At 71.2% G+C, this 24513-nt stretch carries 25 protein-coding genes; 10 read left to right on the plus strand and 15 right to left on the minus strand.

Features of this window, described 5'->3' with window-relative positions; all coding sequences use genetic code 11:
* Nucleotides 1-1152, plus strand: a 1152-nt coding sequence (locus IM725_RS09365) for an HPP family protein (RefSeq protein ID WP_321576199.1), incomplete at its 5' end; no start/stop codon positions are given.
* Between the two features lie 60 nt (nt 1153-1212).
* Here the strand turns inward: IM725_RS09365 and IM725_RS09370 are convergent.
* The 3 genes from IM725_RS09370 to IM725_RS09380 all read right to left on the minus strand — a co-directional run bounded on the left by IM725_RS09370 (nt 1213) and on the right by IM725_RS09380 (nt 3196).
* Nucleotides 1213-1683 (minus strand): T6SS immunity protein Tdi1 domain-containing protein, encoded by a 471-nt coding sequence (locus tag IM725_RS09370; protein WP_193780317.1) that lies wholly within the window; start codon nt 1681-1683, stop codon nt 1213-1215.
* A gap of 636 nt (nt 1684-2319) precedes the next feature.
* On the minus strand, nt 2320-2724 hold the full coding sequence (locus IM725_RS09375) for a copper-binding protein (protein WP_193780318.1): 405 nt from the start codon (nt 2722-2724) through the stop codon (nt 2320-2322).
* A 10-nt stretch (nt 2725-2734) separates the two neighbouring features.
* Nucleotides 2735-3196: a DUF411 domain-containing protein gene (locus tag IM725_RS09380; RefSeq protein ID WP_193780319.1), complete on the minus strand. Its 462-nt coding sequence runs from the start codon at nt 3194-3196 to the stop codon at nt 2735-2737.
* A 259-nt stretch (nt 3197-3455) separates the two neighbouring features.
* On the opposite strand from IM725_RS09380, the gene IM725_RS09385 reads away from it, so the two are divergent.
* The 7 genes from IM725_RS09385 to IM725_RS09415 all read left to right on the plus strand — a co-directional run bounded on the left by IM725_RS09385 (nt 3456) and on the right by IM725_RS09415 (nt 9087).
* A complete protein-coding gene (locus tag IM725_RS09385; RefSeq protein ID WP_193780320.1) occupies nt 3456-4619 on the plus strand; it encodes an ABC transporter substrate-binding protein in 1164 nt (387 codons plus the stop codon).
* A 59-nt stretch (nt 4620-4678) separates the two neighbouring features.
* Entirely contained in the window at nt 4679-5560 is an 882-nt protein-coding gene (locus tag IM725_RS09390) for a branched-chain amino acid ABC transporter permease (protein ID WP_193780321.1), read from the plus strand.
* Nucleotides 5561-5566: 6 nt separating this feature from the next.
* Nucleotides 5567-6424, plus strand: a complete 858-nt coding sequence (locus IM725_RS09395; RefSeq protein WP_193780322.1) for a branched-chain amino acid ABC transporter permease — start codon at nt 5567-5569, stop codon at nt 6422-6424.
* Nucleotides 6424-7197 carry an ABC transporter ATP-binding protein gene (locus IM725_RS09400; RefSeq protein ID WP_193780323.1) on the plus strand — a complete coding sequence of 258 codons (774 nt, stop codon included), beginning with the start codon at nt 6424-6426 and terminating at the stop codon, nt 7195-7197. The genes IM725_RS09395 and IM725_RS09400 overlap by 1 nt, the downstream gene beginning before the upstream one ends.
* 82 nt (nt 7198-7279) lie before the next feature.
* The gene (locus IM725_RS09405) at nt 7280-7993 is read left to right on the plus strand and encodes an ABC transporter ATP-binding protein (protein WP_193780324.1); all 714 of its coding nucleotides are present in this window, start codon (nt 7280-7282) and stop codon (nt 7991-7993) included.
* A 53-nt stretch (nt 7994-8046) separates the two neighbouring features.
* Nucleotides 8047-8397: a type II toxin-antitoxin system prevent-host-death family antitoxin gene (locus tag IM725_RS09410; RefSeq protein WP_193780325.1), complete on the plus strand. Its 351-nt coding sequence runs from the start codon at nt 8047-8049 to the stop codon at nt 8395-8397.
* On the plus strand, nt 8398-9087 hold the full coding sequence (locus tag IM725_RS09415; RefSeq protein WP_193780326.1) for an AAA family ATPase: 690 nt from the start codon (nt 8398-8400) through the stop codon (nt 9085-9087). It abuts the gene before it with no gap.
* Here the strand turns inward: IM725_RS09415 and IM725_RS09420 are convergent.
* The 6 genes from IM725_RS09420 to mltG form a co-directional block, all read right to left on the minus strand.
* Nucleotides 9026-9601 (minus strand): ankyrin repeat domain-containing protein, encoded by a 576-nt coding sequence (locus IM725_RS09420; RefSeq protein ID WP_287065585.1) that lies wholly within the window; start codon nt 9599-9601, stop codon nt 9026-9028. The two genes, IM725_RS09415 and IM725_RS09420, sit on opposite strands and share 62 nt — an antisense overlap.
* A 95-nt stretch (nt 9602-9696) precedes the next feature.
* Nucleotides 9697-10497, minus strand: a complete 801-nt coding sequence (locus IM725_RS09425; protein WP_193780327.1) for a TatD family hydrolase — start codon at nt 10495-10497, stop codon at nt 9697-9699.
* Between the two features lie 49 nt (nt 10498-10546).
* On the minus strand, nt 10547-10906 hold the full coding sequence (locus IM725_RS09430) for a PilZ domain-containing protein (protein ID WP_193780328.1): 360 nt from the start codon (nt 10904-10906) through the stop codon (nt 10547-10549).
* Nucleotides 10903-11922, minus strand: coding sequence for a DNA polymerase III subunit delta' (locus IM725_RS09435; protein WP_193780358.1), 1020 nt, complete (start codon nt 11920-11922; stop codon nt 10903-10905). The genes IM725_RS09430 and IM725_RS09435 overlap by 4 nt, the downstream gene beginning before the upstream one ends.
* Nucleotides 11913-12545 (minus strand): dTMP kinase, encoded by a 633-nt coding sequence (gene tmk, locus IM725_RS09440; protein ID WP_193780329.1) that lies wholly within the window; start codon nt 12543-12545, stop codon nt 11913-11915. The genes IM725_RS09435 and tmk overlap by 10 nt, the downstream gene beginning before the upstream one ends.
* Before the next feature lie 5 nt (nt 12546-12550).
* Complete coding sequence (gene mltG, locus IM725_RS09445; RefSeq protein WP_193780330.1) at nt 12551-13546, minus strand: endolytic transglycosylase MltG; 996 nt, start codon at nt 13544-13546, stop codon at nt 12551-12553.
* Between the two features lie 54 nt (nt 13547-13600).
* Between mltG and ygfZ the strand changes: the two genes are divergently transcribed.
* Nucleotides 13601-14506: a CAF17-like 4Fe-4S cluster assembly/insertion protein YgfZ gene (ygfZ, locus tag IM725_RS09450; RefSeq protein ID WP_193780331.1), complete on the plus strand. Its 906-nt coding sequence runs from the start codon at nt 13601-13603 to the stop codon at nt 14504-14506.
* An 18-nt stretch (nt 14507-14524) separates the two neighbouring features.
* On the opposite strand, the gene IM725_RS09455 is transcribed toward ygfZ, so the two are convergent.
* The 3 genes from IM725_RS09455 to IM725_RS09465 are packed head-to-tail and all read right to left on the minus strand — an operon-like array spanning nt 14525 to nt 18592.
* A complete protein-coding gene (locus tag IM725_RS09455) occupies nt 14525-16789 on the minus strand; it encodes an O-antigen ligase family protein (RefSeq protein WP_193780332.1) in 2265 nt (754 codons plus the stop codon).
* A 2-nt stretch (nt 16790-16791) separates the two neighbouring features.
* On the minus strand, nt 16792-17673 hold the full coding sequence (locus IM725_RS09460; RefSeq protein WP_227753714.1) for a YbgC/FadM family acyl-CoA thioesterase: 882 nt from the start codon (nt 17671-17673) through the stop codon (nt 16792-16794).
* Nucleotides 17674-17677: 4 nt separating this feature from the next.
* Nucleotides 17678-18592, minus strand: coding sequence for an alpha/beta hydrolase (locus IM725_RS09465; protein WP_193780360.1), 915 nt, complete (start codon nt 18590-18592; stop codon nt 17678-17680).
* Nucleotides 18593-18674: 82 nt separating this feature from the next.
* Here IM725_RS09465 and IM725_RS09470 point away from each other — a divergent pair, with 82 nt between their 5' ends.
* On the plus strand, nt 18675-19811 hold the full coding sequence (locus tag IM725_RS09470) for an iron-containing alcohol dehydrogenase (RefSeq protein WP_193780333.1): 1137 nt from the start codon (nt 18675-18677) through the stop codon (nt 19809-19811).
* Nucleotides 19812-19857: 46 nt separating this feature from the next.
* Here the strand turns inward: IM725_RS09470 and IM725_RS09475 are convergent, their stop codons facing one another.
* Genes IM725_RS09475 through IM725_RS09485 form a run of 3 tightly spaced genes read right to left on the minus strand, consistent with a single transcriptional unit; the run spans nt 19858 to nt 24429 of the window.
* Nucleotides 19858-21027: an acyltransferase family protein gene (locus IM725_RS09475; protein WP_193780334.1), complete on the minus strand. Its 1170-nt coding sequence runs from the start codon at nt 21025-21027 to the stop codon at nt 19858-19860.
* The gene (locus IM725_RS09480; protein ID WP_193780335.1) at nt 21024-22106 is read right to left on the minus strand and encodes a patatin-like phospholipase domain-containing protein; all 1083 of its coding nucleotides are present in this window, start codon (nt 22104-22106) and stop codon (nt 21024-21026) included. Before IM725_RS09480 ends, IM725_RS09475 begins: the two co-directional genes overlap by 4 nt.
* Before the next feature lie 4 nt (nt 22107-22110).
* Nucleotides 22111-24429: a Tex family protein gene (locus IM725_RS09485; protein ID WP_193780336.1), complete on the minus strand. Its 2319-nt coding sequence runs from the start codon at nt 24427-24429 to the stop codon at nt 22111-22113.
* Between the last annotated feature and the right edge of the window lie 84 nt (nt 24430-24513).

The following is a 24513-nucleotide window of genomic DNA, read 5'->3' on the forward strand; positions in this document are numbered from 1 at the left end:
CTGGCGATCCCCGCCGCCGTCCCGCGCTCGCGCCTGTGGATGCGCCGGTTCATTCCCGGCCCGGTAGGCATCAGTCCCGGCGAGGCCTGGCGCGCCGCCCTGGGCGCCGGGATCGGCCTGGCCTTCGCGGCTGCGCTGTGCCGCATGCTGGCGCCGGGCCAGCCGGCCGCGGCCTGGCTGATCGCTCCGCTGGGCGCCTCGGCCTTGCTGGTGTTCGTGGTGCCGGCCAGCCCGCTGGCCCAGCCCTGGCCGGTGATCGCCGGCAACACGCTGTCGGCCCTGGTCGGTATCGCCTGCGTGCAGGCCTTCCCGGACCCGGTCCTTGCGGCGGGGGTCGCCATGGCCGTGGCGGTGCTGCTGATGGCCTCGCTGCGCTGCCTGCACCCGCCCGGCGGCGCTGCGGCGGTGCTGATGGCCGTGGCCCACGTCACCCATTACGACTTCGCCATCTTCCCGGTGCTGATGAACTCCCTGGCGCTGGTCGGCATGGGGCTGCTCTACAACAACCTCACCGGCCGGCCTTATCCGCGCGCCCAGGTGCTGCCGGCCGACCCCGGGCTGCGGCCCGTGGACGCCCGGCGCTTCAGCGCCGAAGACCTGGACACGGCACTCGCCCGCTACAACCAGGTTCTGGACATCGGGCGCGCCGACCTGCAGGTGCTGCTGGAGGAGGCCGAGATGGCGGCCTACCAGCGCAAGCTGGGCGCGCTGCGATGCGCGGACGTGATGAGCCGTGCGCCGGTGTCCGTGCCCTTCGGGGCCTCGCTGCAGGAAGCCTGGGACCTGATGCACGCGCGCCGCATCAAGGCGCTGCCGGTGCTGGACCGGGCGCAGCGCATCTGCGGCATCGTGACCACGGCGGATTTCATGCGCCTGGACAGCGGCTCCGGCGTGACGGACCTGCAGGCCCGGCTGCGCGCCGCGCTCAAGCCCAGCGGCAGCACGCACAGCGAACGGCCGGAGGTGGTGGGCCAGATCATGACGCGCAGCGTGCGGGTGGCCAGCGGGGACAGCCTGCTGGCGGACCTGATCCCCGTCTTCGCGCACGACGGGCACCACCACATCCCGGTGATCGACGGGCAGCAGCGGCTGGTCGGCATGATCACCCAGAGCGACGTGGTGCGCGCGCTCTACCACGCGCCGGCGGCCTGAGGCGGGAAGGGCGCTCGGTGCCGGCCGCTGGCGGGCCTGCCAACGACCAGATCGGCCGGGCTACGCGAATCGGATCTGCACTTCAGACCCATCGGGAAGCCCCTGGATCTGCCGGTGAACGTCCCCACTCAGGCCAAAATACTCGACGGCCGCCACGGGCGTCATGTTCTCCGCAGCGTAGCCGCCCTCCGCGAACACTGGAAAGACGGCGTACGAGTAGCACTGGTCGGGTCCCGGCACCTTGCCGTGTTCATGCAAGACGTCCACCAGCCCCGGCAGGAACCACTCGTCCGCCCTGTCCGTTTCCAGCATCCGGATGAACTCGTCGCGCTGGCTGGCGACTTGTTCGAGCGCTCCAGTGGACGTGCTCAGCCACCAGACCGACCCGGCGGGAAGCTCGATGAAGACGTCGCCGATCACGGAGAAGAGGATGGGACTCCAGTCCTCACCCAGCTTCCATGCCCAGTGCTTGCGCAGGGCGGCGAGGGTCTCGGGGCTGGGATCAAAGGTAAGTTGGGACCAGGTTGCCATCGTCGGCCTGTGGTGACCGTCGACCCACAGGGCCGACCCGGAGGGCGGTGGATGCCGGACCACGCCGAGTGCCATCTTAGGGCTTGGCCCGTCAGGCAGGCCGGCACCCAGAACGCCCACCGGGTCGGCATCAGCCAGGTCGGAGTCTGGTCAGACTGCAGGGGCGCGCGCATCGGCTGAGTTGACCCCAACCCCTGCATGATTTGACATAATATACATCGTATAAAGTAGACCAACGATGTGAATTCAGCCTTGCACGTTCCAGCCGTCTGGCGAAACGCTGCCCTGGCGGCTGGCGGCTGGCGGCTGGCGGCCCGGCTTGCACTTGGCCCCCGACCTCGCGCTGCATGCCAGCGTGTCCCAAGCTCAGCAACTCGACGCCACGCATCACCACCGGCCTCAATGACTTTCCTGATGACCGCCGCGCCATGCTGGGCCCCAGGGTCCCGCAAGAAGGACTGGAGTGTCCGGCGCCAGTGTGCTGGAGTTGAGCAATCCTCTTGGCGACGGGTCCAGGCGTACGAAGGGCGGCTCGATGCGCTCGACAGTAGCCCTCCAAATCACATCAAAACACTGTCGCAAGCCTCTGTCACCATTGACTTTATTTACTACGACCGGTCGTCTATGCGTTATGGCTCAACGATGCCGGCGCAGCCAAACGATGGCCGGATCGGCCCCGTGCATGTCGGCCTGGAAGTCCACCCGGTCGCCGGGCTTCAGGCTGCGCAGCAGCGCCGGATTCCTGAGCTGGAACACCATGGTCATCGCGTCCATGCCCAGGTTGGGAATCGCTTCGTGCTTCAGTTCGACTTCGCCGGCGGCGGCGTCCGCGCTTTCCACCACCCCCCGGACCCGGGGCCAGCCCGGGCGGGGCGCGCGCGGCCAGGCCGACCCGGCCTTCGCGCTCGAAGCGAAGTCGGAGGCCGAAGACGACGGTGCGCGAGGTGCGCCCTCCCCCCAGGCGGCGGCGGAAAGGGCAGCGAGGGCCAGGGCCGTGGCACAGAGGCCGACCGGGCGGCTCAGGGGCTGACGGTGGGTCACGCCGGCCTCCTCAGGCCTTGTTGTGGCTGGCGAACACGGTGGCCTGCCCCCGCCTGTCCACCAGCAGCACATCGAACGGGTCCTTGCGCGCGCCGGCTTCCATGCCCGGGGCACCCACGGGCATGCCCGGCACGGCCAGGCCCGCAGCGTCCGGACGTTCCGCCAGCAGCCGCTTGACGTCGGCGGCAGGCACGTGACCTTCAAGCGCATAGCCCGCCACCAGGGCCGTGTGGCAACTGCCCAGACGCTCCGGAATGCCGGCCCGCCGGCGCACCGGGGCCGTGTCCTCCACCAGGTTCACCTTCACGGCGAACCCTGCCGCCTTCAGGTGCGACACCCAGGCCTCGCAGCAGCTGCAGTACGGGTTCTTGAACACCTCCACCGCCGGCAGGCCCACAGCGGCCCGGGCCGATACGCTCGCCAGCGGGCCCAGGACGGCGGCCAGGGCCAGGAAATTCCTTCGCTTGATCATTTCACGATCCCCATTTGTTTCAGGCAGGCCGGCCCCGCGGCAAGGCGAAGCGACGGCGCACTCCATTCACTGTAGACCCTTCCCCCATGGCAAGGTCAAGTGCCCCCAGACCAGCCCGTGCCACGGGATCCTCGCCGGCGGCGGCGACGGTCCCGACACTCGGCTCAGTATGATGTCGGGCTACCGTTCAGGCGGGTGCCAGCCTCGGCGCCTACAATTCCGCCGCCCGCAAGAGGCAAGCCCACAAGGAGATCCAGCCATGTCCCGTTTCGCCAGTTTCACTTCGCGGCACGCGCTTGCCGCCATCGCCGCCGCCGCCATGGCCACCTCGGCTGCCGCCGCCGACATCAAGATCGGCGCCGCCGAGGCCCTGTCCGGCCCGGCCGGCCAGTACGGCCAGTCGATCAAGAGCGGCTTCGAGCTCGCCGTCGACGAGATCAACGCCGCCGGTGGCGTCAAGGGCAACAAGATCGCGATCCAGTTCGAGGACGAGGCCGGCAAGAAGGAACAGGCCATCGACGTCTTCAAGAAGCTGATCTTCCAGGACAAGGTGCTGATGGTCTTCGGCCCCACCCTGTCCAACTCGGCCCAGGCCGCCGACCCGATCGCCCAGGCCGCGAAGACCGTCGCCTTCGGCACCTCCAACACCGCCGACGGCATCACCTCCATTGGTGACTTCGTGTTCCGCAACTCGGTGACCGAGGCCGACGTGCTGCCCGAGACCCTGCGCGTGGCGATCAAGCACGCCGGCATCAAGAAGGTCGCCGTGCTGTACGGCAACGACGACGTCTTCACCAAGAGCGGCTACGACGCCTTCAAGAAGGCGCTGGAGAACATGCACATCCCGGTCACCACGACCGAGACCTTCGCCAAGGGCGACGTGGACTTCAAGGCCCAGCTCACCAAGATCAAGGCCAGCGGCGCCGATGCGATCGTGCTGTCGGCGCTGATCGCCGAAGGCGCGCCCATCATGGTGCAGGCCCGCCAGCTGGGCATCAACCTGCCCTTCATCGGCGGCAACGGCATGAACTCGGTCAAGGTCTTCGACCTGGCCAAGGACAAGTCGGACAACCTGTGGGTGGGAAGCCCCTGGGCCCTGGGCAACCAGACCAAGGAAAACCAGCACTTCGTGGTGGCCTTCACCCAGAAGTACAAGTCGGCGCCTGACCAGTTCGCCGCGCAGGCCTACGACGCCATGTACATCGTGGCCAGTGCCCTGGGCAAGGTGAAGCTCTCCGGCAACCTGGAAGCCGACCGCAAGGCCCTGCGCGACGCCCTGCCCGCCGTGACCTACACCGGCGCGACCGGCGCCTTCAAGTTCCGCCAGGTGGCGGGCCGCGACGGCAAGCCGGCCGGCTACGACGCCCAGCAGGCGGCCATCGTGTCCGTCACCAAGGGCGGCAAGTACCAGATCGAGAAGTAAGCATCGCCTGATGCGGGCCGCCGGGCGACCGGCGGCCTTTTCCATTCCAGGACCCCACCTTGCTCGAACAGCAACTCGTCAACGCGCTCTCCCTGGGCTGCGTGTATGCGCTCTTCGCGCTCGGTTTCACGCTGGTCTTCGGCGTGCTGGGCGTCGTCAACCTGTCCCACGGCGCGATCTTCATGGTCGGCGCCTACACCGCGCTGCAGGTGGTGACCCGCCTCGGCCTTCCGCTGTGGGCCTCGCTGGTGGCGGCGCTGGTCGTCTCTGGCCTGTTCGGCCTGGCCGTCGACTTCCTGGTGCTGCGGCCCCTGCGCCGGCGCAACGCGCCCCACCTGATCCCCATGATCGCCACCATCGGCCTGGCCATCGCCATGAACAACGCGGCCCAGGGCCTGTTCGGCGCCGAGAACCAGCGCTTCCCGGCCGACCTGGTGCCCGACACCCAGCTCACGCTGGGCGGGCTGCAGCTGTCGGTGATCGAGATGGCGATCATCCTGCTGTCCTTCACGCTGATGGGCGCCCTGCTGCTGCTGATGCGCCGCACCCAGATGGGCCGCGCCCTGCGCGCCATCGCCGAGTCGCCCAAGGCGGCGCTGCTGCTGGGCATCAACGTCGAGGGCCTGTTCTACCTCACCTCCTTCACCGCCGCGGCGCTGGGCGGCGTGAGCGGAGTGCTGATCGCGCTCTACTCCAACGCGGTCTTCCCGCTCATGGGCCAGCCCATGTTGCACAAGGGCATCGCGGTGATCATCCTGGGCGGCATGGGCGACATCCGCGGCGCGCTGATCGGCGGCCTGTTCCTGGGCTTCGCCGAGGTGATGTCGGTGGCCTACATCGGCTCCACCATGCGCGACGCCGTCGCCTTCGGCCTGCTCTTCGTCGTCCTGCTGCTGCGGCCGCAGGGCATGTTCGGCCGCGTGCTGGAACGCAAGGCCTGACCCACGATGGATTCCTTCGACGCTTTCTGGGCCGTCTACAGCAACCTGGTGCTGACCGTCGGGGTCAACGCCCTGCTGGCGCTGTCGATCTGGCTCACGCTGTCCTGCGGCATGCTGGCCATGGCCAATGCGGCCTTCATGGGCATAGGCGCCTACACCTCGGCCCTGCTGACCATGAACCTGGGTGCGCCCTTCCCTGTCGCCCTGGCCGGCGGCATCGCCGCCCCCATCCTGGTGGCACTGCTGATCGGCGGTCCCACCCTGCGGCTATCGGGCGTCTACCTGGCCATGGCGACGCTGGGCTTCGGCGAGGTGATCCGCGTGCTCATCCTCAACGCCGATTCCCTCACCGGCGGCGCGCTGGGCCTGAACGGCATCCCGCAGCTGACGCAGTGGTGGCACGTGCTGGGCGCCGTCGTGCTGGTGCTGCTGCTGCTGTGGCGCCTGCGCCGCTCCCGCATCGGCCGCGCCTTCGAGGCCATCAAAGAGGACGAGGTCGCGGCCTCGCTGATGGGCATCGCCGTGGGCGCGCACAAGATGCTGGCCTTCGCGCTGGGCGCCGGCATCGCCGGCCTGGCGGGCGCGCTCAATGCGCACCTGACCTTCTTCATCGGGCCCAGCGAATACAACTTCGACCGCGGCGTGGACATCCTGGCCATGGCCATCCTGGGCGGCACCGGCGGCCTGACCGGCCCGGTGCTGGGCGCCCTCATCATCACGCTGCTGCCCGAGCTGCTGCGCAGCTTCAAGGACTTCCGCACGCTCCTGAACGGCGCCATCCTGGTGGCGATCGTCATCTTCCTGCCCAAGGGCCTCTGGGACCCGCAGCGCATGCGCCAGTGGCTGCGCCGGAGGGCGGGCTGATGCTGAAGCTTTCCAACGTGTCCAAGCGCTTCGGCGGCCTGACGGTGCTGACCGACGTCAGCTTCGAGGTGCCGCAGGGCCAGGTCTTCGGCCTGATCGGCCCCAATGGCGCCGGCAAGACCACGGTCATCAACCTGGTCACCGGCCTGATGCCGCCCACGGGCGGGCGCATCGAGTTCAATGGCCAGAGCCTGCTGGGCCTGCCGCCGCACCGCATCACCCGCCTGGGGCTGGGCCGCACCTTCCAGAACATCCGCATCTTCAAGGAGATGACCCTGGTCGAGAACGTGGTGGTGGGCATGCATGCCCACCTGGACTACGGCGTGCCGGGCTGGCTGTTCTCGCTGTCCGGCTTCCGCGCGCAGGAAAAGCGGGCACGCGACAAGGCCCACGAGCTGCTGGCCTGGGTCGGCCTGGATGCCAAGGCCGGCGACCTGGCCGACAACCTCTCCTATGGCGACCAGCGCAAGCTGGAACTCGCGCGCGCCCTGGCCACCGATCCCAAGCTGCTGCTGCTGGACGAACCCGTGGCGGGCATGAACAGCGGCGAGAAGGTCGCGCTGATGGGCGTGGTCCGCGAGATTGCGCGGCGCGGCTACACCGTCTTCATGATCGAACACGACATGCGCTTCGTGATGGGCCTGTGCGAACGCATCGCGGTGCTGAACTTCGGCAAGATCATCGCCGAGGGCGGGCCCGACGAGATCCGCAGCAATCCGGCGGTGATCGAGGCCTACCTGGGCCGCGACGACGACGAGGTGGTGGCTGCATGAGCACCATCGGACCGCTCCAGGATTCGCGCTCGCCCTCCGGGGCCAGCGCGGACCACGAAGTGACAGGCGCGAGGGCCTGCGAATGACCGCATTGCTGGAAGTTCAGGGGCTGGAGGTCGCCTACGGGCATATCGAGGCGGTGCAGGGCATCAGCTTCGACGTGCACGAGGGCGAGATCCGCACCCTGGTCGGCGCCAACGGCGCCGGCAAATCGACCACCCTCCTGGCCCTGTCCGGGCTGGTCAAGCCGCGCGCCGGCTCGATCCGCCTGGCCGGCGAGGAACTGACCCGGCTCTCGCCCCACCAGATCGTGGAGCGCGGGCTGGTGCAGGTGGCCGAAGGCCGCGCCATCCTCACCACGCTCACCGTGCGCGAGAACCTGGAGCTGGGCGCCTACCGCCGTCGCGACCGCGGCGCCATTGCGGGCGACCTGGACCGGGTGCTGCACCTGTTCCCGCGCCTGGCCGAGCGGCTGGACGGCCTGGCCGGCAACCTCTCGGGGGGCGAGCAGCAGATGCTGGCCATAGGCCGCGCCCTGCTGGCCCGCCCTCGCCTGCTGCTGCTGGACGAGCCCTCCATGGGCCTGGCGCCCATCATCGTGCAGGGCATCTTCCAGACGCTGCGCGAGATCAACGCCGAGGGCCTGACCATCTTCCTCGTCGAGCAGAACGTGCGCCAGGCGCTGAAGGTGGCGCGACACGGCTACGTGCTGGAGAGCGGGCGCATCGTGCTGGAGGGCAGCGGCCCGCAGCTCATGGGCGACCCCAAGGTGCAGGCGGCCTACCTGGGAGGCTGAAAATGCCATGATCTGGCATTTCGGCCATAATCAGGCCGAACAGGAGCCCACCCATGATCGCCGACCTGCCCCAGCTCGAAGCGCTGCCGCGCCAGAAGGCCTCGGACGTCAAGAACCGTTGGCGTGACCTGGTGCGGGAAGTCCACGCCAGCGGCAGCGTGGCCATCACCAACCATTCCACGGTCGAGATGGTGCTGGTCACCGCCGAGGCCTACCGGGAACTGGCGGCCAGCGCGGCCGAGCTGAAGGCGCGCGAGGCCTCGGCCCTGGACCGGCTTTCGGAGCAGTTCCAGGCGCGGCTCGCCAGCCTGCAGGCGCCGGGCGCAGCCGCCCAGGCGGCGGCCGTCTTCGAACGCCAGGGCCGCATCGCCGCGCCCCGGCCCAAGGCGGGCCCGGCCTTCTAGGTGCGCCCTTTCATCCTCGTGCTGGCCGGTGTGAACGGCGCCGGCAAGAGTTCCGCGCTGGCGGCCCTGTTGCGGGGCCAGGGCCTGGACTGGTTCAACCCTGACGGTTACGCGGCTGCGCTGGTGCGCGAGCTCGGGCTGGACCCGGCGCAAGCCAACGGCCGGGCCTGGACCCACGGCCGCACCCTGCTGGAGGCCGCGATGGCCCAGGGCCGCAACCACGCCTTCGAGACCACCCTGGGCGGGCGCACCATCACGCGGCTGCTGTCGCAGGCGGCCGCCACGCACGACCTGCTGATGCTCTACTGCGGCCTCGCGACGCCGGAACTGCATATCGCCCGCGTGGCGCAGCGCGTTGCGCACCAGGGCCACGCCATTGAGGAAGCCACGATACGCGAGCGCTGGAACACCTCGCGCGCCAACCTCATCCGCCTGCTGCCCGTGATCGCGCGGCTGCAGGTGCTGGACAACAGCCACACGGTGGCGCCGGGCGAGGACATCCCGGACCCGGCGCTGGTGCTGGAGATGGCGCACGGGCGGGTGCTGTTTCCCGACCTGCAGTCGCATGCGGCGCTGGCCGCCGTTCCGCGCTGGGCCCAGCCTGTGCTGGAGGCGGCCCTGCAGGGACTCACCACTTCCCCGGCGGCTTCTCGCGGCGGCGCTGGTCCTGCGCCTGCTCCAGCAGCCTGATCGCGTCGGGCCGCTCGCCCTTGCGCGCCAGGTCGAGGGCGCTCATGCCGAGGCGGTTGCGCAGGCTGGCGTCGGCCCCGGCGTCCAGCAGCAGCTTCACGGTCTCGGCGTTGCCGTACAGGGCTGCCATCATCAGCGGCGTGTTCCCGTTGGGCGCGTCGGCATCGATGTAGGCGTTCTGGTCCAGCAGGAAGGCGGCGATGGCCGCGTGCCCGCCGGTGGCGGCGTAGTGCAGCGGGGTCCAGCCGGGCTTGTTCACGTCCGCGCCCCGCTCCACCAGGAGGCGGGCGATGTCCTCGTTGCCGCGCAGGCAGGCCATCATCAGCGTGCTTTCGCCATCCGGGCTGCGGAATTCGGGCTGCGTGGCTGGCCAGCCCGCCAGCAACCGGGCCACCTTGGGGTACTCGTCGCGCAAGGCGATGAACAGGCCCGTGAGCCCCTTCTCGTCGATGGTGTTGGGGTCGAAGCCCCGCTGCAGCAGGGCCTGCACGGCCTGGACGTCGTCCTGCCGCACGGACCGGAAGAAATCCGCGAACGACCCTGCGTGCGCAGGAAAAAACCAAGCCGTGACAACGGCAAAAACAAGAAACCTCAAGTACGTTCTGAGCATCACGCCGGGCGGAAAAGACGCTCGAAATTGGCGCTGGTGGCCGCCCCGACCTGCTCGGCGGCCAGCCCGCGCAGCTCGGCAATCTGCCGCGCCACGTAGGGGACGTAGGCCGGCGTGTTGGTCTTGCCGCGGTAGGGCACGGGCGCCAGGTAGGGGCTGTCGGTTTCGATCAGCATGCGGTCCAGCGGCACGAAGGCGGCCACTTCGCGCAGCTCGGCCGCGCTCTTGAAGGTCAGGATGCCGGAAAACGAGATGTAGAAGCCCAGGTCCAGGGCGGCCCGGGCCACCTCGGCGGTTTCCGTGAAGCAGTGGAAGACGCCGCCCGCCGACCCCGCCGAGCCGTCCTCGCCCTCCTCCCGCAGGATTCGGAGGGTGTCGTCCGAGGCCGAGCGGGTGTGGATGACCAGCGGCTTGCCCACCTGCCGGGCGGCACGGATGTGGTGGCGGAAGCGCTCGCGCTGCCATTCGAGGTCGGCGATGCTGCGGCCGCCCTTGCGGTCCTCCATGCCGTAGTAGTCCAGCCCGGTCTCGCCGATGGCGATGACCCGTGGCCGCGCGGACAAGCCCACCAGGTCCTGCACCGAGGGCTCGCGCACGCCCTCGTTGTCGGGGTGCACCCCCACGCTGCACCAGAAGTTGTCGTGCGCCAGCGCCAGCGCGTGGACGGTGTCGAACTCTTCCAGGGTGGTGCAGATGCACATCGCCCGATCGACCCCGGCCGCGGCCATGGCGGCGCGGATCTCGGGCAGGCGGCCGGCAAGCTCGGGAAAGCTGAGGTGGCAGTGTGAATCGACGTACATCGGCAATCGGAGGCGTCCGCGCGCCGGCGGTTCCGCCGCGCGGGCGGGTTCAGAGGGTCTGGGTGGGCCGCTCGGAAGCCAGGTGCGCGCCCAGGATCTCCTCGATCTTGAGCTTGAGCAGCTTGGACTTCTCGTCGGCCGGGAAGCGCACGCCCACGCCCTGCGTGCGGTTGGCGGCGGCGCGCGGCGGCGTCACCCAGGCCACCTTGCCGGCCACGGGATAGCGTTGCGGGTCGTCCGGCAGCGAGAGCAGCACGTACACGTCGTCGCCCAGCTTGTAGTCGCGCGCCGTGGGAATGAAGATGCCCCCCTCGGCGAACAGCGGGATGTAGGCGGCGTACAGCGCCGCCTTTTCCTTGATGGCGAGCTGGATGACGCTGGGGCGCGGCGTGGTGGGGGAAGTGCTCATCGGCGTGCTGCGGATGCCTGAGAGTGTAGGGCCGAGCGCGCGCGGCTCACAAGCGCTTCGCGCAGCAGCCCCTCGTTGAAGGGGTGCTCCACCGTGCGCAGGGTGCGGGCGAGTTCGCGCGACCAGCGGTTGAGCGTGGCCAGCGGCGGCGCGGCCGGCAGGTCGGCGGCGGCGAAGAACCGCGGCGGGGCGCCGCAGGCCAGGGCCATCATGTCGTGGCAGAGCTTCTGCAGCGCGTCCACCATGGCCGCCGGGCTCCAGTCGCCCAGCGCGGCCACGTCGCCCCGGGCCAGGGCGCGCGGCAGGCCGGCCCACTGCCGCGCCGCGATCCCGGCCTGGTGGAAGGCCAGCGCGTCCTCGGGACGGCCACCGGCGGCACGCAGCAGCGCCCCGGCCTCGGCCGGATCCAGCCCCTGGGCGGCGAGCCAGGTTTCCGATTCACCCGGCGCGGGCCAGGCCAGGGTGTGCGCGATGCAGCGGCTGCGGATGGTGGGCAGCAACTGGTGGGCGGCCTCGGTCGCGAGGACGAAACGCACGTCGCCAGGCGGCTCTTCCAGGGTCTTGAGCAGCGCGTTGGCGGTGAAGGCGTTCATGCGCTCGGCCGGGTAGACCAGCACCACCTTGCCACGGCCGCGGGCGCTGGTGCGCTGCGAGAACTCGATCGCATCGCGCATGGCGTCGATGCGGATTTCGCGGCTGGGCTTGCGCTTCTTCTCGTCGATGTCCTTCTGTGCTTTCTCGTCCAGCGGCCAGCCCAGCACTCCCATCAGGTTCTCGGGCATCAGCACGGCCAGGTCGGCATGGGTGCGGACCTCGATCGCGTGGCAACTGCCGCACTGGCCGCAGGCGCCGTCCGCCGTGGGATGCTCGCAGAGCCAGCCCCGGGCCAGCTCCAGCGCCAGGGTGTACTGGCCCAGGCCCGAGGGGCCCAGCAGCAGCCAGGCGTGGCCACGCTGCGCCAGCAGCTCGCGCCGCTGCCGGGCCAGCCAGGGCGGCACGGCCGCGCTCACAGCCAGCCCCGGCCGCGCACGGCGGCCTGCACCGCGGCCCACACGGCTTCGCGCGGCTGGTCGCCCGCGATGCAGGCGAAGCGCCCTGGCGCACCCTGCACGCGGCGCGCATAGCCCTGCGCCACGGCCTCGAAGAAAGCGACCGGCTGCGATTCGAAGCGGTCCGGCAGGCGGGCCGAGGCCAGGCGCTGCGCGGCCACCGTGGGCGCGATCTCGAACAGCAGGGTCAGGTCCGGCTGGCGCAAGGTGCCGTCCGGACGCTGCTGCACCCAGCGTTCCAGCTGGGCCAGCACGGCCTCGTCAAAACCCCGGCCGCCGCCCTGGTAGGCGAAGGTGGCGTCGGTGAAGCGGTCGCACAACACCACCTCGCCGCGGTCCAGCGCCGGCGCGATGACCTGCTGCAGGTGGTCGCGCCGGGCGGCGAACATGAGCAGCGCCTCGGTCAGGGGGTCCATGGGCTCGTGCAGGGCCAGGGCCCGCAGCTTCTCGGCCAGCGGCGTGCCGCCCGGCTCCCGCGTCACGGTCACCGTACGGCCCTGCCCGCGCAGGGCCTGGGCCAGGGCGTCCACGTGGCTGGACTTGCCCGCACCGTCGATGCCTTCGAAGCTGATGAAAATCCCCTGAGCCATCGGATTCAGCGTCCCCGCTGGTACTTGTTCACGGCCCGATTGTGCTCGTCCAGGCTGGAGCTGAACTGGCTGCTGCCATCGCCGCGCGAGACGAAGTACAGCGCCTTGCTCTGCGCCGGCCGCACCGCCGCCAGCAGCGAGGCCTTGCCCGGCATCGCGATCGGCGTGGGCGGCAGGCCGGCCCGGGTGTAGGTGTTGAAGGGCGTGTCGGCCTGCAGGTCGCGCTTGTGCAGCGAGCCGTCGTAGGCACTGCCCAGGCCGTAGATCACCGTCGGATCGGTCTGCAGCGGCATGCCCAGGCGCAGCCGGTTGTTGAAGACCGCGGCCACCATGGGCCGGTCCGCCGGCAGCCCGGTCTCCTTCTCGACGATGCTGGCCAGGATCAGCGCCTGCTCCGGCGTCTTCACCGCCGTGGTGTCGACACGCTGGGCCCAGGCCGCCGCCAGCTGCCGGTCCATGGCCCGCAGCGCCCGTTGCAGCAGGGCCATTTCGCTGCTGCCCTTGGCGTAGGTGTAGGTGTCGGGGAAGAAGTGCCCCTCGGCCGGCACGCCCGGACGGCCCAGCCGCGCCATCAGCGCGTCGTCGGCCAGGCCCTCGGTGTCGTGGCGCAGCGCGTCCTCGCGGGCCAGGGCTGCACGCACCTGGCGCAGGTTCCAGCCTTCCACCAGGGTGACCGCACGCAGGCTCTCCTCGCCGCGGGCGAGCTTGTCCAGCAGCTGCAGGGGCGTGATGCCGGCCTCGAGCTCGTAGCTGCCGGCCTTGATCGCACGCCCCCGGCCCGACACGCGGAACCAGGCATAGAGCAGGCGCGGATCCACGGCGACCCCGGCGTCATGCACGGCCTGCGCCACGCCGCGCGGCAGCGTGCCCGGCTCGATCGACAGGTCCAGCGAGGGCGAGGACAGCGCCATCGGCTGCTGCACCCACCACCAGCCCCAGCCCGCCACGGCCGCCAGCACCAGCAGGGCCAGCCCGACCACCGTCCAAAGAAAACGCCGCACGGCCTGCCGCCCCTGTTGCCTCGAGTGGAATCAGCGGACGATGATAATTCAGCGATGACCCCTGCACTGAATGGCGTGGCCCGGCTGGGCACCCTGGGCGTGATCGCCGCCGCCGGCGAGGACGCCGTCTCCTTCCTCCAGGGCCAGCTGACCCAGGATTTCGCGCTGCTGCGCGAGGACGAGGCCCGGCTCGCGGCCTGGTGCTCGCCCAAGGGGCGCATGCTGGCGAGCTTCATCGGGTTCAGGCTGTCGGCCACCGAGGTGCTGCTGGTGACCGCCGCCGAACTGCTCGCCCCGACGCTGAAGCGCCTGTCCATGTTCGTGCTGCGCGCCAAGTGCAAGCTGCGCGATGCGAGTGCCGAGTTCGATCTCTACGGCCTGGCGGGCGAGTCCGCCACCGGCGCCCCGGCCCAGCCTTGGGCCAAGGCCGCGGTGCCCGGTGGCACCCAGGTCGCGCTCTACCCGGCCGACGGGGTGCCGCGGGCCCTGGCCGTGCTCGCCGCCGGCAGCCCGCCGCCCGCGGGCCCGGCGATGGACGACGCCCTGTGGGCCTGGGGCGAGGTGCGCAGCGGCATCGCCACGGTCCATGCGCCCGTGGTCGATGCGTTCGTGCCCCAGATGCTGAACTACGAGTCCGTGGGCGGCGTCAATTTCAAGAAGGGCTGCTACCCCGGCCAGGAAGTGGTCGCGCGCAGCCAGTTCCGCGGCACGCTCAAGCGCCGGGCCTTCCTGGCCCATGCCCAGGCACCGCTGCAGGCCGGCCAGGAGGTCTTCGACGCGGCCGAACCCGGGCAACCCGCGGGCATGGTGGTCGAGGCAGCCGCGGCGCCGGGTGGTGGCTGGGACGCCATCGTCTCGCTGCAGCTGGCGGTGCAAGGGGCCGCGCTGCACGCGGGCAGCGCGCAGGGCCCGGCACTCCAGCTCTCGCCGCCGCCCTACCCCCTGCTGGCCGACCTCTGAGCCCGTGGCGCCGGCCGCTCAGCGGTCGGGCAGTGAGGCCTGCGATTCCACCTGCGGGCGCAGTGCCGCGGGCACCTGCGACAAGACCCGATCGCGCTCCCGCGCAGGAAGGCGTGCCAGGGCCTGGCGCCAGGTGGCCACGGCCGCGTCAGGCTTGCCCAGGGGGCCGGCCTGCAGCTGGGCCAGCTCGAGCAGGCCCGGCAGCACCTGGTAGGGCCAGCGCGCCAGGCGGGTCTGCAGCGCCTTCTCGGCGGTGGCCAGGTCGCCCTGCTTGCGCGAGAGCAGGTACACCGCGTTGAGCAGGTCGAAGTCGGCCACGCCCTGGGCCATGACCTCGCGGGCGCGTGCCAGCGCCTCGGCGTCGCGCCCCTGGCGGCTCAGCACCAGCACCTCCAGCGAGAGCACCGAGGGCGCCTCCGGGTGGATGGCCTTGGCCCGCGCCAGGAACTCGGCCGCACGGTCCACCTGCCCTTCGCTCAGGTAGCCGCGGGCGATGTTGGTCATGATGGCCACGATGTAGGGCCGCGACGAGATCACGCTTTCCCAGAGCGGGATCGCGTCCTTCCAGTCGCCCCAGCGCGCCAGCTCGTCGGCGACGATGGGCGTGATCTTGCGGTAGTGGCGGTTGATGTCCACGCCCTCGTGCACCAGGCGCAGCATCTCGGTCTTCATGGGCGCCCACTGGGGGTCGTTCGGACGGCCGGAGGCGGTGATGGTGAGCGCCATGCGCGTGGCCCGTACCAGCTTGCGCTCGCACTCGGCGGCCTGCTGGCTGATCCAGGCCGCCAGGGCCAGCGCCAGCGCGGCCGCGACCGCGCAGGCCAGCGAGCGCGACGGCCGCCAGGGCAGCGCCTGGGCACCCAGGCGCCCGCCCAGCCCCATGCGCGCGTCGGACGCCGCCAACGCGCCCAGGCAGAGCGCGAACAGCGCCCCGGTCGAGGCCATGCGCCAGGCGAAGCCCACGTTGCTGACGACGAACAGCGCCAACAGGCTGGACAGCAGCACCGCGCGCCAGGGCGCCTCGGCCCGCGCGACCTCGTCCTGATTTCGCAGGGTGTCGCGCAGCGCGCGCAGCAGCCAGGCCACCAGGCCGGCCAGGAACAGCCAGCCCACGAGGCCGTATTCAGCGACGAGTTGCAGGAACTCGTTGTGCACGTAGTAGTCGGTCTCCAGCTGGGCGTCGTCGGGCTGGTAGAGCGGTACGTCGTTCTCCCAGGCGCCGGCGCCCACGCCGCTGAGGGGCCGCGCGGCGATCATGCGGCCGGTGGCACGCCACATCACCATGCGCACGCCCAGCGATTCGTCCCCAGGGCGGATCGAGGCCGTGCGGGTGAAGGCACGGGCCAGGGCCGTGTTGCCGCGGCCCTCCTCCACGATCTTGGGGTTGCCCGTGGGCAGCGAGCCCAGGCCCAGCACGGTGGCCAAGAGCAGCCCGAGCACGCCCCAGCGCGCAGGCCGGGCCCAGCCCCGCCAGCCCAGCCGGTCGCGGTACAGCCAGGCGGCGAGCGGCCACAGCACCAGCAGTTGCAGCCACAGGGCGATCAGGGCGGCCCGGGTGCCCGTCATCAGGATGGCGGTGATCACCCAGCCGTTGCTCAGGGCCAGCAGCGCCGCCGGGCCGCTGCGGCGCGCCCGGCCCAGCAGCAGCATGGAAAAAGGCAGGGTGCAGACCGCGAACTCGGCGAAGAAGTTGCGGTTGATGAAGGTCGACGCCGGGTTGGGACCCTGGGGGAAGAAGCCGAAGTCGACCAGGAACTGCAGCACCGCCCAGGTGGACGCCACCACGGCACCCGCATGCACGGCCAGGGCCAGCCCGGCCATGCGCTCGCGGCTGAAGGTGTTCAGCGTGAGCCAGGCGATCAGCGCGAACAGGAACCACCGGATCGCCTCCACCCCGGCGAGGTAGACCTGCGACCAGGCCATGCTGCCCAGGGCGTAGGCGCACAGCAGCAGTGGCAGCCACACGCCGGCGTGCCAGCGCAGGGGCGTGGCCTGGCGCCGCAGTTCCCAGAAGAAGGCGACGGCCGCGCCCAGCGAGAAGAAGGCCACGACGATGGACTTCAAGGTGTCCTGCAGCATCTCCTCGTTGGGGACGCCCAGGGCGGGGGCGAGCAGGATCATGAGCCCCAGCAACAGGGCGATCCCGGTGCTGCCGGCCTCGGCAGGGAGGGCCGCGGCGGTCGTGGGCACCACGGCGGCAGGGGGCACCTGCAGCCCGGGGACGGGCATGGCGGCCGCAGCCGCGGCGGCGCGCACGGGCGATGCGTTGCGGCGGCGGCCCATGGTCAGGCCGGCACCAGCGTGCGCCGCATCGGAACGTGCGGGATGCCCACTTCCTCGAACTCGGGCCCGTTGCGCTGGAAGCCCAGGCCGAGGTAGAAACGCTCCGCGCTGGTTTGCGCGTTCAGCACCACTTCACGGTCGCCCCGCTCGCGCGCCTTCTGCATCACCGCCTGCATCAGTTCACGTCCCACGCCGCTGCCGCGCAGCACGGGGTGCACCGCGACGCGGCCGATCAGGGCCACGCCGGGCGCCTGCTGCAGCAGGCGGGCCGTGGCGACGGGCTGGCCCAGCCGGTTCAGGGCGAGCGCGTGCAGGGCCGTGGCATCCTGGGCGTCGTACTCCTCGTCGGCCGGAATGCCCTGCTCTTGCACGAACACCTGCGTGCGCAGGCGGCTGCAGGGCTCCTGCAATTCAGCCCAGGGGCCGGTGCGCAACGCCAGCATGCCTTCGCCCGCCTCGAAGCCTTCGAGGATGGCGCGGAACGCGGGCGGCACGGGGCGGGACTTCTGCGTCTCGGGGTTGGCAAACACGTACAGCAGCTCGCCGTCGATCAGGCGCTGGTCGCCGCGGAAGATGGTGCCGTGGAAGGCCATGGACGAGGTGCCGATGCGGCTGCACTTCATGCCGATGTCCAGCCGGTCGTCCAGCCGCGCCGAGGCGTGGAACTCCACCGTCGCCTTCTTCACGTACAGGTCGCCGTCGAACACGTGCATCGCGTCGTAGTACGGCAGCGCCAGGGCGCGCCAGTAGTCGGCCACGGCCGTGTCGAAGTACATCAGGTAGTGGGCGTTGAAGACGATCTTCTGCAGATCGACCTCGGCCCAGCGCACGCGCAGGCGGTGGAAGAAACGGTAGTCCTTGCGGTGCATGGGGTTCTGGGACATGGGCTCAGGGGTGGACCTGCAGCGCCCGCGACAGCGCCGCGGCGGCATCGGCATGCGCCCGGCGCGCCTCGGGCAGGGCGCGGCCCATCTTGATGAATTCGTGGGTGACGCCGCGGTAGATCTCGAGCTCCACCGGCACGCCGCTCATCCGCAGTTTATCCGCGTAGGCGATGCCGTCGTCCACCATGGGGTCGCACTCGGCCAGGCCGACCCAGGCCGGCGCCACGCCGTCCAGGTCGGCGGCATTGAGCGGCGCGAAGCGCCAGTCCTCGCGGTCGCGGGCGTCGATGAACTGCTCGAAGAACCAGTCGATGTGCGGCTGCTCCAGCACCAGCCCCGTGGCGTAGCGCGTGTGGGAGGGTGCCTCCTGCCAGGCGGCCACGCCCGGGTAGATGAGCAGTTGCAGCGCCAGGGGAATGCCGTGGTCGCGCGCGAGGATCGCGCTGGTGGCGGCCAGCGTGCCGCCCGCGCTGTCGCCGCCCACGGCCAGTCGGGCGGTGTCCAGGCCCAGCGCGGCGCCCTCGGCGGCCAGCCACTGCAGCGCGTCCCAGGCGTCGTCGAAGGCGGCCGGAAAGCGCCACTCCGGCGCCAGCCTGTAGTCCAGCGACAGCACCGCGCACCCGGACAGGCGGCTGAGCTCGCGGCACAGGATGTCGTGCGTGGCGACGCTGCCTATCGTGAAGCCGCCGCCGTGCAGGTACAGCAGCACCGGCAGGCGCTGGCTCGAGGGCGCATAGAGCCGGGCGTCGCGCGGCCCGGCCCGGGTGGGCACCTGCAGCTCCTGCACCCGCGCGAGCGCGGCCTTGGGCACCTCCAGCACATCGGCGGCGCCTTCGTAGGCCAGACGGGCCTCGCGCGGCGTGTGGCGGTACAGCGGGGTGAAGCCGGCGCGGGCCATGCGCTCCAGCACGGAACGCATCTGCGGCGTGAGTTCGGGATACTGCGGGAGGAACAAGGCGGGTCGGGCGTTTACAGTGCGGCATCGTACTTCAGGCGGTCCCATGGCACTCATCTATTACCTCACCCAGATCCAGTTCGACAACGGCGCCATCCAGCTGCTGCACGCCGAATGCCAGCGCACCGGCATCACCCGCCCGCTCGTGGTCACCGATGCCGGCGTGCGCGCCGCCGGCGTGCTCGACCAGGCGCTCGCCGCCCTGGGCGACCTGCCCCATGCGGTGTTCGACCAGACGCCCTCCAACCCGACCGAGGCCGCCGTGCGCGCCGCGGTGGAGATCTACAAGGCCCAGCGCTGCGACGGCCTGATCGCGGTGGGCGGCGGCTCGGCCATCGACTGCGCCAAGGGCGTCGCCATCGCCGCCACGCACGAGGGCCCGCTCACGCGCTACGCCACCATCGAGGGCGGCTCCGGCCTCATCACGGACAAGGCCGCACCGCTGATCGCCGTGCCCACCACCAGCGGCACCGGCAGCGAAGTGGCGCGGGGCGCGATCATCATCGTGGACGACCACCGCAAGCTGGGCTTCCACTCCTGGCACCTGCTGCCCAAGGCCGCAATCTGCGATCCCGAACTGACCTTGGGCCTGCCGCCGCGCCTGACGGCCGCCACCGGCATGGACGCGATCGCCCACTGCATGGAGACCTTCATGTCGGCCGCCTTCAACCCGCCCGCCGACGGCATCGCGCTGGACGGCCTGGAGCGCGGCTGGGGCTGGATCGAGAAGGCCACGCGCGACGGCAGCGACCGCGAGGCCCGGCTGAACCTGATGAGCGCGTCCATGCAGGGCGCCATGGCCTTCCAGAAGGGCCTGGGCTGCGTGCACTCCCTCAGCCACAGCCTGGGCGGCGTGGACCCGCGCCTGCACCACGGCACCCTCAACGCCATGTTCCTGCCCGCCGTGATCCGCTTCAACGCGGGCGCGGAATCGGTTCGCAAGGACCGCCGCCTGGAGCGCATGGCCCGCGCCATGGGCGTGGCCTCGGCCGAGGCCCTGCCGGACGCGGTCCGCGAGATGAACGCCCGCCTGGGCCTGCCCACGGGCCTGGCGCAGATGGGCGTGGAGCGCAGCATGTTCGCCAGGATCATCGACGGCGCCATGGCCGACCACTGCCACAAGACCAACCCGCGCCTGGCCACGCGGGACGACTACGAGGCGATGCTGGAAGCCTCGCTCTGAGGCCCGCGCCGGGCCGGTCACCCGCCCCGGCGCGCCTCGAGGCGCGTCAGGCCTGCGCGGAGGCGGGCCCGCCACCCAGCAGGCGCCGCCCGGTCTGCCGCAAGGGACGCTCGAACCAGCGCTCGCTGGCCCAGGCCAGCGTGCAGGTGGCGGCCAGCAGCACCAGCAGCAGAGCCCCACGCAGCGGTGTGGCCAGCGATTCCACCGCCCGGGGCGTGAAACGCGGCAGCACGAACCACATCAGGCTGAAGACCAGCAGCGGGTGGATCAGGTAGGTGCCGTAGGTGACGTCGCCCAGCCAGGCGGCGACGCGCGACAGGCGGCCGCCCGGCACCCTCACCTGCCCGCTCGCCCAGACCACCGCGAAGCAGGCCGGCACCAGCACCAGGCCGCGCGTGCCCAGAAGCTCCTGGCCCGGCTCGCCCATCGCCCCGGCCAGCAGCAGGCCCAGCGTGGCCCAGGCGACCAGGCCCGCGGCGAACGGCCAGGCCAGTGTCCGGGCGCGCCGGGCGTGCCCGATCAGGCAACCGACGAAGAAGTAACCCGCGAAGGCCGGCACCTGGTGGTAGCGGACCGCCGAATCCTCCCAGCCGTCGGTGCCCACCGTCGCCTGCAGCCAGGCCGCCTGCAGGACCAGCAGCGCGATGCAGGCCGCCGAGGCCCAGGCCGGCCGCCGCACCGCCAGCATCAGCAGGGGAAACGCCAGGTAGAACACGAACTCGATGCCCAGCGACCAGCCGCCGACCGGCAGCGACCAGACGACCGGGTCATGGAAGCCGAAGAGCAGGCTCGCATTGAGCGCCAGCCGCAGTGGCATGCCGTCGACCAGGCGGCCATCGCGGGCGTAGAGCATCGCCAGGAACACGGCGGTGACGGCCAGAAACAGGGGCGCAAGGCGCATCCAGCGCACGGCCAGGAAGCGCAGCACGCCGCCGGGGGCCGGCCCCAGGTCGCCGTAGCTGTAGGCCAGGCTGGCGCCCGAGAGCACGAAGAACAGGTACACGCCGTAGGTGCCCAGCGCCTGCAGTTCCGCCAGGCCCAGCCAGTACAGCAGGTGGTAGATGGCCACCATGAGGGCGCACAGGCCGCGCAGCAGGTCCCAGCCCAGCACGCGGCCTGCGCCCGAGACCTGCGCGGCGCCTCGCCCGCGCCGCGCGCGCTGGGCCCGGGGCGCGGCGGCGACGCGGCGCCGGGCCATGGGCTGGGCGCTGCTCACAGGGGCTCGACCCGCGCAGGGTCCGGCTTGTCCAGCCAGGCCGCGAATTCGTCGGCGAGCCGCGCGGATTCGCGCACCGCCGTGGTCCAGGCCTTCATGCGCGCGGCCAGGTCGGTGCCGTAGCGCGTGAAGTCGGTGCGGTCGGGCAGCTTGGCGTTGGGCAGTGTCGCCACCCAGGCCGGGTCCGGCGCCAGCACCACGGTGTTGTCCAGGAAGTGCGTGGCCCCGTGCCGCCACTTGAAGGGCTTGTCCAGCCAGCCGGGCACCACCGCCTTCTGGAAGTGCGGGTACAGCACGAGGGGGCCGCTGCCGCCGCGGTTCCAGTCCAGGTGCAGGTGGTAGTCGGTGATGCCGCCGTCCCAGTAGGCGCCGCGGGGCGCGCCCGGGATGTCGTGCACGGCCTGCAGCACGAAAGGGATGGAGCAGCTGGCCTGCAGCGCAGGCCGGAAATTGGCCTCGGTCAGGCCGACCTGCCGGGTGCGGTAGTCGCCGGTGCCGAAGGGCAGCGGGGTCGCGCCGCCGCCCGCCGAGAACACCACGCGCTCCAGCCAGGCGCCCATGGCCTTGCGGTGCAGGCCGTTGGTGAGGAAGGCGCCCAGGTAGCCCAGCGGCGTGCCCACGCGGTGCTCGCGCGCGAGCAGGTGCCGCCCGCGCGAGGTGAGGATGTGGAGACGGAAACGCGGGTGCGACAGCACCTCCTGCACGCGCCCGCCATAGAAGGCTTCCAGGCCCTGCCCGAAGCGCTCGCTGACGTGCGCCGCGGTGGGCGCCTTGCGGCCCGGCTCCAGTTCGTAGTCCTGCGCGATGTAGTCGCGCTCCAGCCGCGAGAAGGCGGCGACGCAGTCGTCCAGGCAGGCGGTGGCCATGCGCCAGGCGCCGATGGACGCGCCCACCAGGTGCACGGGCTGGGTGCTGCGTGCGAGCCAGTCGCCGAAGAGGAAGCGGTCCAGCGGGCCGAGCAGCAGGCCCTTGGGCCCGCCGGCGGCGGCCGGCACCACGCCCACGTCGGCGGGCTGCAGGCCCTCGCGCGCGATGCGCGCCCGGGCCCGCGGGCCGGCGTGTATGCGTAGCGCGCTCATGCGCTTATTTTCGCAGGCCCTGCAGCTTGGCGAAGGCACCCGCCATGGCGGTGGAGACCGGCTCGCTGCGCGGCGCGCGCTGGCCGCGGCCGGCGTGCTCGAAGCGGTTGCCGCCAGCGGCGTCGCGCCGGCCCGTCGCCTCGCCCAGCTTCATGGTCAGCGAAATCCGCTTGCGGGCCAGGTCCACTTCCAGCACCTTGACCTTGACGATGTCGCCGGTCTTGACGACCTCGCGCGCGTCGTTGACGAACTTGTTCGCGAGCTGGCTCACATGGACCAGGCCGTCCTGGTGCACGCCCAGGTCGACGAAGGCGCCGAAGGCCGCCACGTTGCTCACCGTGCCCTCCAGCACCATGCCTTCGGACAGGTCGGCGATGTCCTCCACGCCTTCATTGAAGCGCGCGACCTTGAAGTCCGGGCGCGGGTCGCGGCCCGGCTTCTCCAGCTCGCCCAGGATGTCCTTCACCGTGATCACGCCGAACTTCTCGTTGGCGAAGAGCTCGGGCCGCAGGGTCTTGAGCATGTCCGCGCGGCCCATCAGCTCCTGCACGGGCTTGCCGACCTGCGCCAGCATCTTCTGCACCACCGGATAGGTCTCGGGGTGCACGCCCGTCATGTCCAGCGGGTTGTCGCCGTCGCGGATGCGCAGGAAGCCCGCCGCCTGCTCGAAGGTCTTGGGCCCCAGGCCGCTCACGTCGAGCAGCTGCTGGCGGTTGCGGAAGGCGCCATGCGATTCACGCCAGCGCACCACGGCCCGCGCCACGGCCGGCGACAGGCCGGACACCCGCGATAGCAAGGGCACGCTGGCGGTGTTCAGGTCCACGCCGACAGCGTTGACGCAGTCCTCCACCACCGCCTCCAGGGCCCGGGCCAGGTCGCCCTGGCTCACGTCGTGCTGGTACTGCCCCACGCCGATGGACTTGGGGTCGATCTTGACCAGTTCGGCCAGCGGGTCCTGCAGGCGGCGTGCGATCGAGGCGGCGCCGCGCAGGCTCACGTCCACGTCGGGCATCTCCTGGGAGGCGAATTCGCTGGCCGAGTACACCGAGGCCCCGGCTTCGCTGACCACGATGCGCTGCAGGCCCTCGATGCGCTTGCCCAGGTCGGCGGCCAGCTTGTCCGTCTCCCGGCTGGCCGTGCCGTTGCCGATGGCGATGAGCTGCACGCCGTGCTTGCGGCACAGCTGGCCCAGGGTGTGCAGCGCGCCCTCCCAATCGCGGCGCGGCTCGTGCGGGAACACGGTGGCCGTGTCCACCAGCTTGCCGGTGGCGTCCACCACCGCCACCTTCACGCCGGTGCGTATGCCGGGGTCCAGGCCCATGACAACCCGGGGGCCGGCAGGAGCGGCCAGCAGCAGGTCGCGCAGGTTGTCGGCGAAGACCTTGATCGCCACCTTCTCGGCCTCCTCGCGCAGGCGGGCAAACAGGTCGCGCTCGGTGGACAGGGAGAGCTTCACGCGCCAGGTCCAGGCCACGCATTTGCGCAGCAGGTCGTCGGCGGCCCGCTTGCGGTGGCTCCAGCCCAGGTGCAGCGCGATCCGGCCCTCGGCCAGCGAGGGCTGCCCGGGCTCGGGCTCCACGGGCAGCGCCAGGCGCGCATCCAGGATCTCGAGCTGGCGGCCGCGGAAGACCGCCAGCGCACGGTGCGAAGGCACCCGGCCCATGGGCTCCGCATAGTCGAAGTAATCGCGGAAGCGCGACACGTCGGGATGGTTCTCGTCCTTGCCCGTCGCCAGCTTGGAGCGGAACTCGCCCTCGGCCCACAGCCACTCGCGCAGCGACTGCACCAGGGCGGGGTCTTCCGCCCAGCGCTCGGAAAGAATGTCGCGCACACCGTCGAGCACGGCGGGCACGGTGGTGAAGTCCTCGCCGCCCTCGCCCTTCTCGGCCTTCACGAAGCTCTGCGCCTCGGCGGCCGGGTCCAGCGTGGGGTCGCCGAACAGGCGGTCGGCCAGGGGTTCCAGCCCGGCTTCGCGCGCGATCTGGCCCTTGGTGCGACGGCGCGGCTTGTAGGGCAGGTACAGGTCCTCAAGTTCCTGCTTGGTCGGCGCGGCGCCAAGGGCGGCGGCCAGCTCGGGCGTCAGCTTGCCCTGCTCCTGGATGCTCTTGACGATGGCCTCGCGCCTGTCCTCCAGCTCGCGCAGGTAGGCGAGCCGGGCTTCGAGTTCACGCAGGTGGATGTCGTCCAGCCCGCCGGTCGCCTCCTTGCGGTAGCGCGCGATGAAAGGCACCGTCGCGCCCCCATCCAGCAGTTCCACGGCCGCGCGCACCTGGTCTTCGCGCACGGCCAGCTCGGCGGCGATCTGCCGCAGGATCTTTTGCATTTGGAAATACGTTCTCTACAGGGAGCGAGCGCGGGAGTTTGCCATACGCACGGACAGCGGGATCCGGCCCCCGACTACAGCGAC

The sequence above is a fragment of the Ramlibacter aquaticus genome (genome assembly GCF_015159745.1).
GTDB lineage: Bacteria > Pseudomonadota > Gammaproteobacteria > Burkholderiales > Burkholderiaceae_C > Ramlibacter > Ramlibacter aquaticus.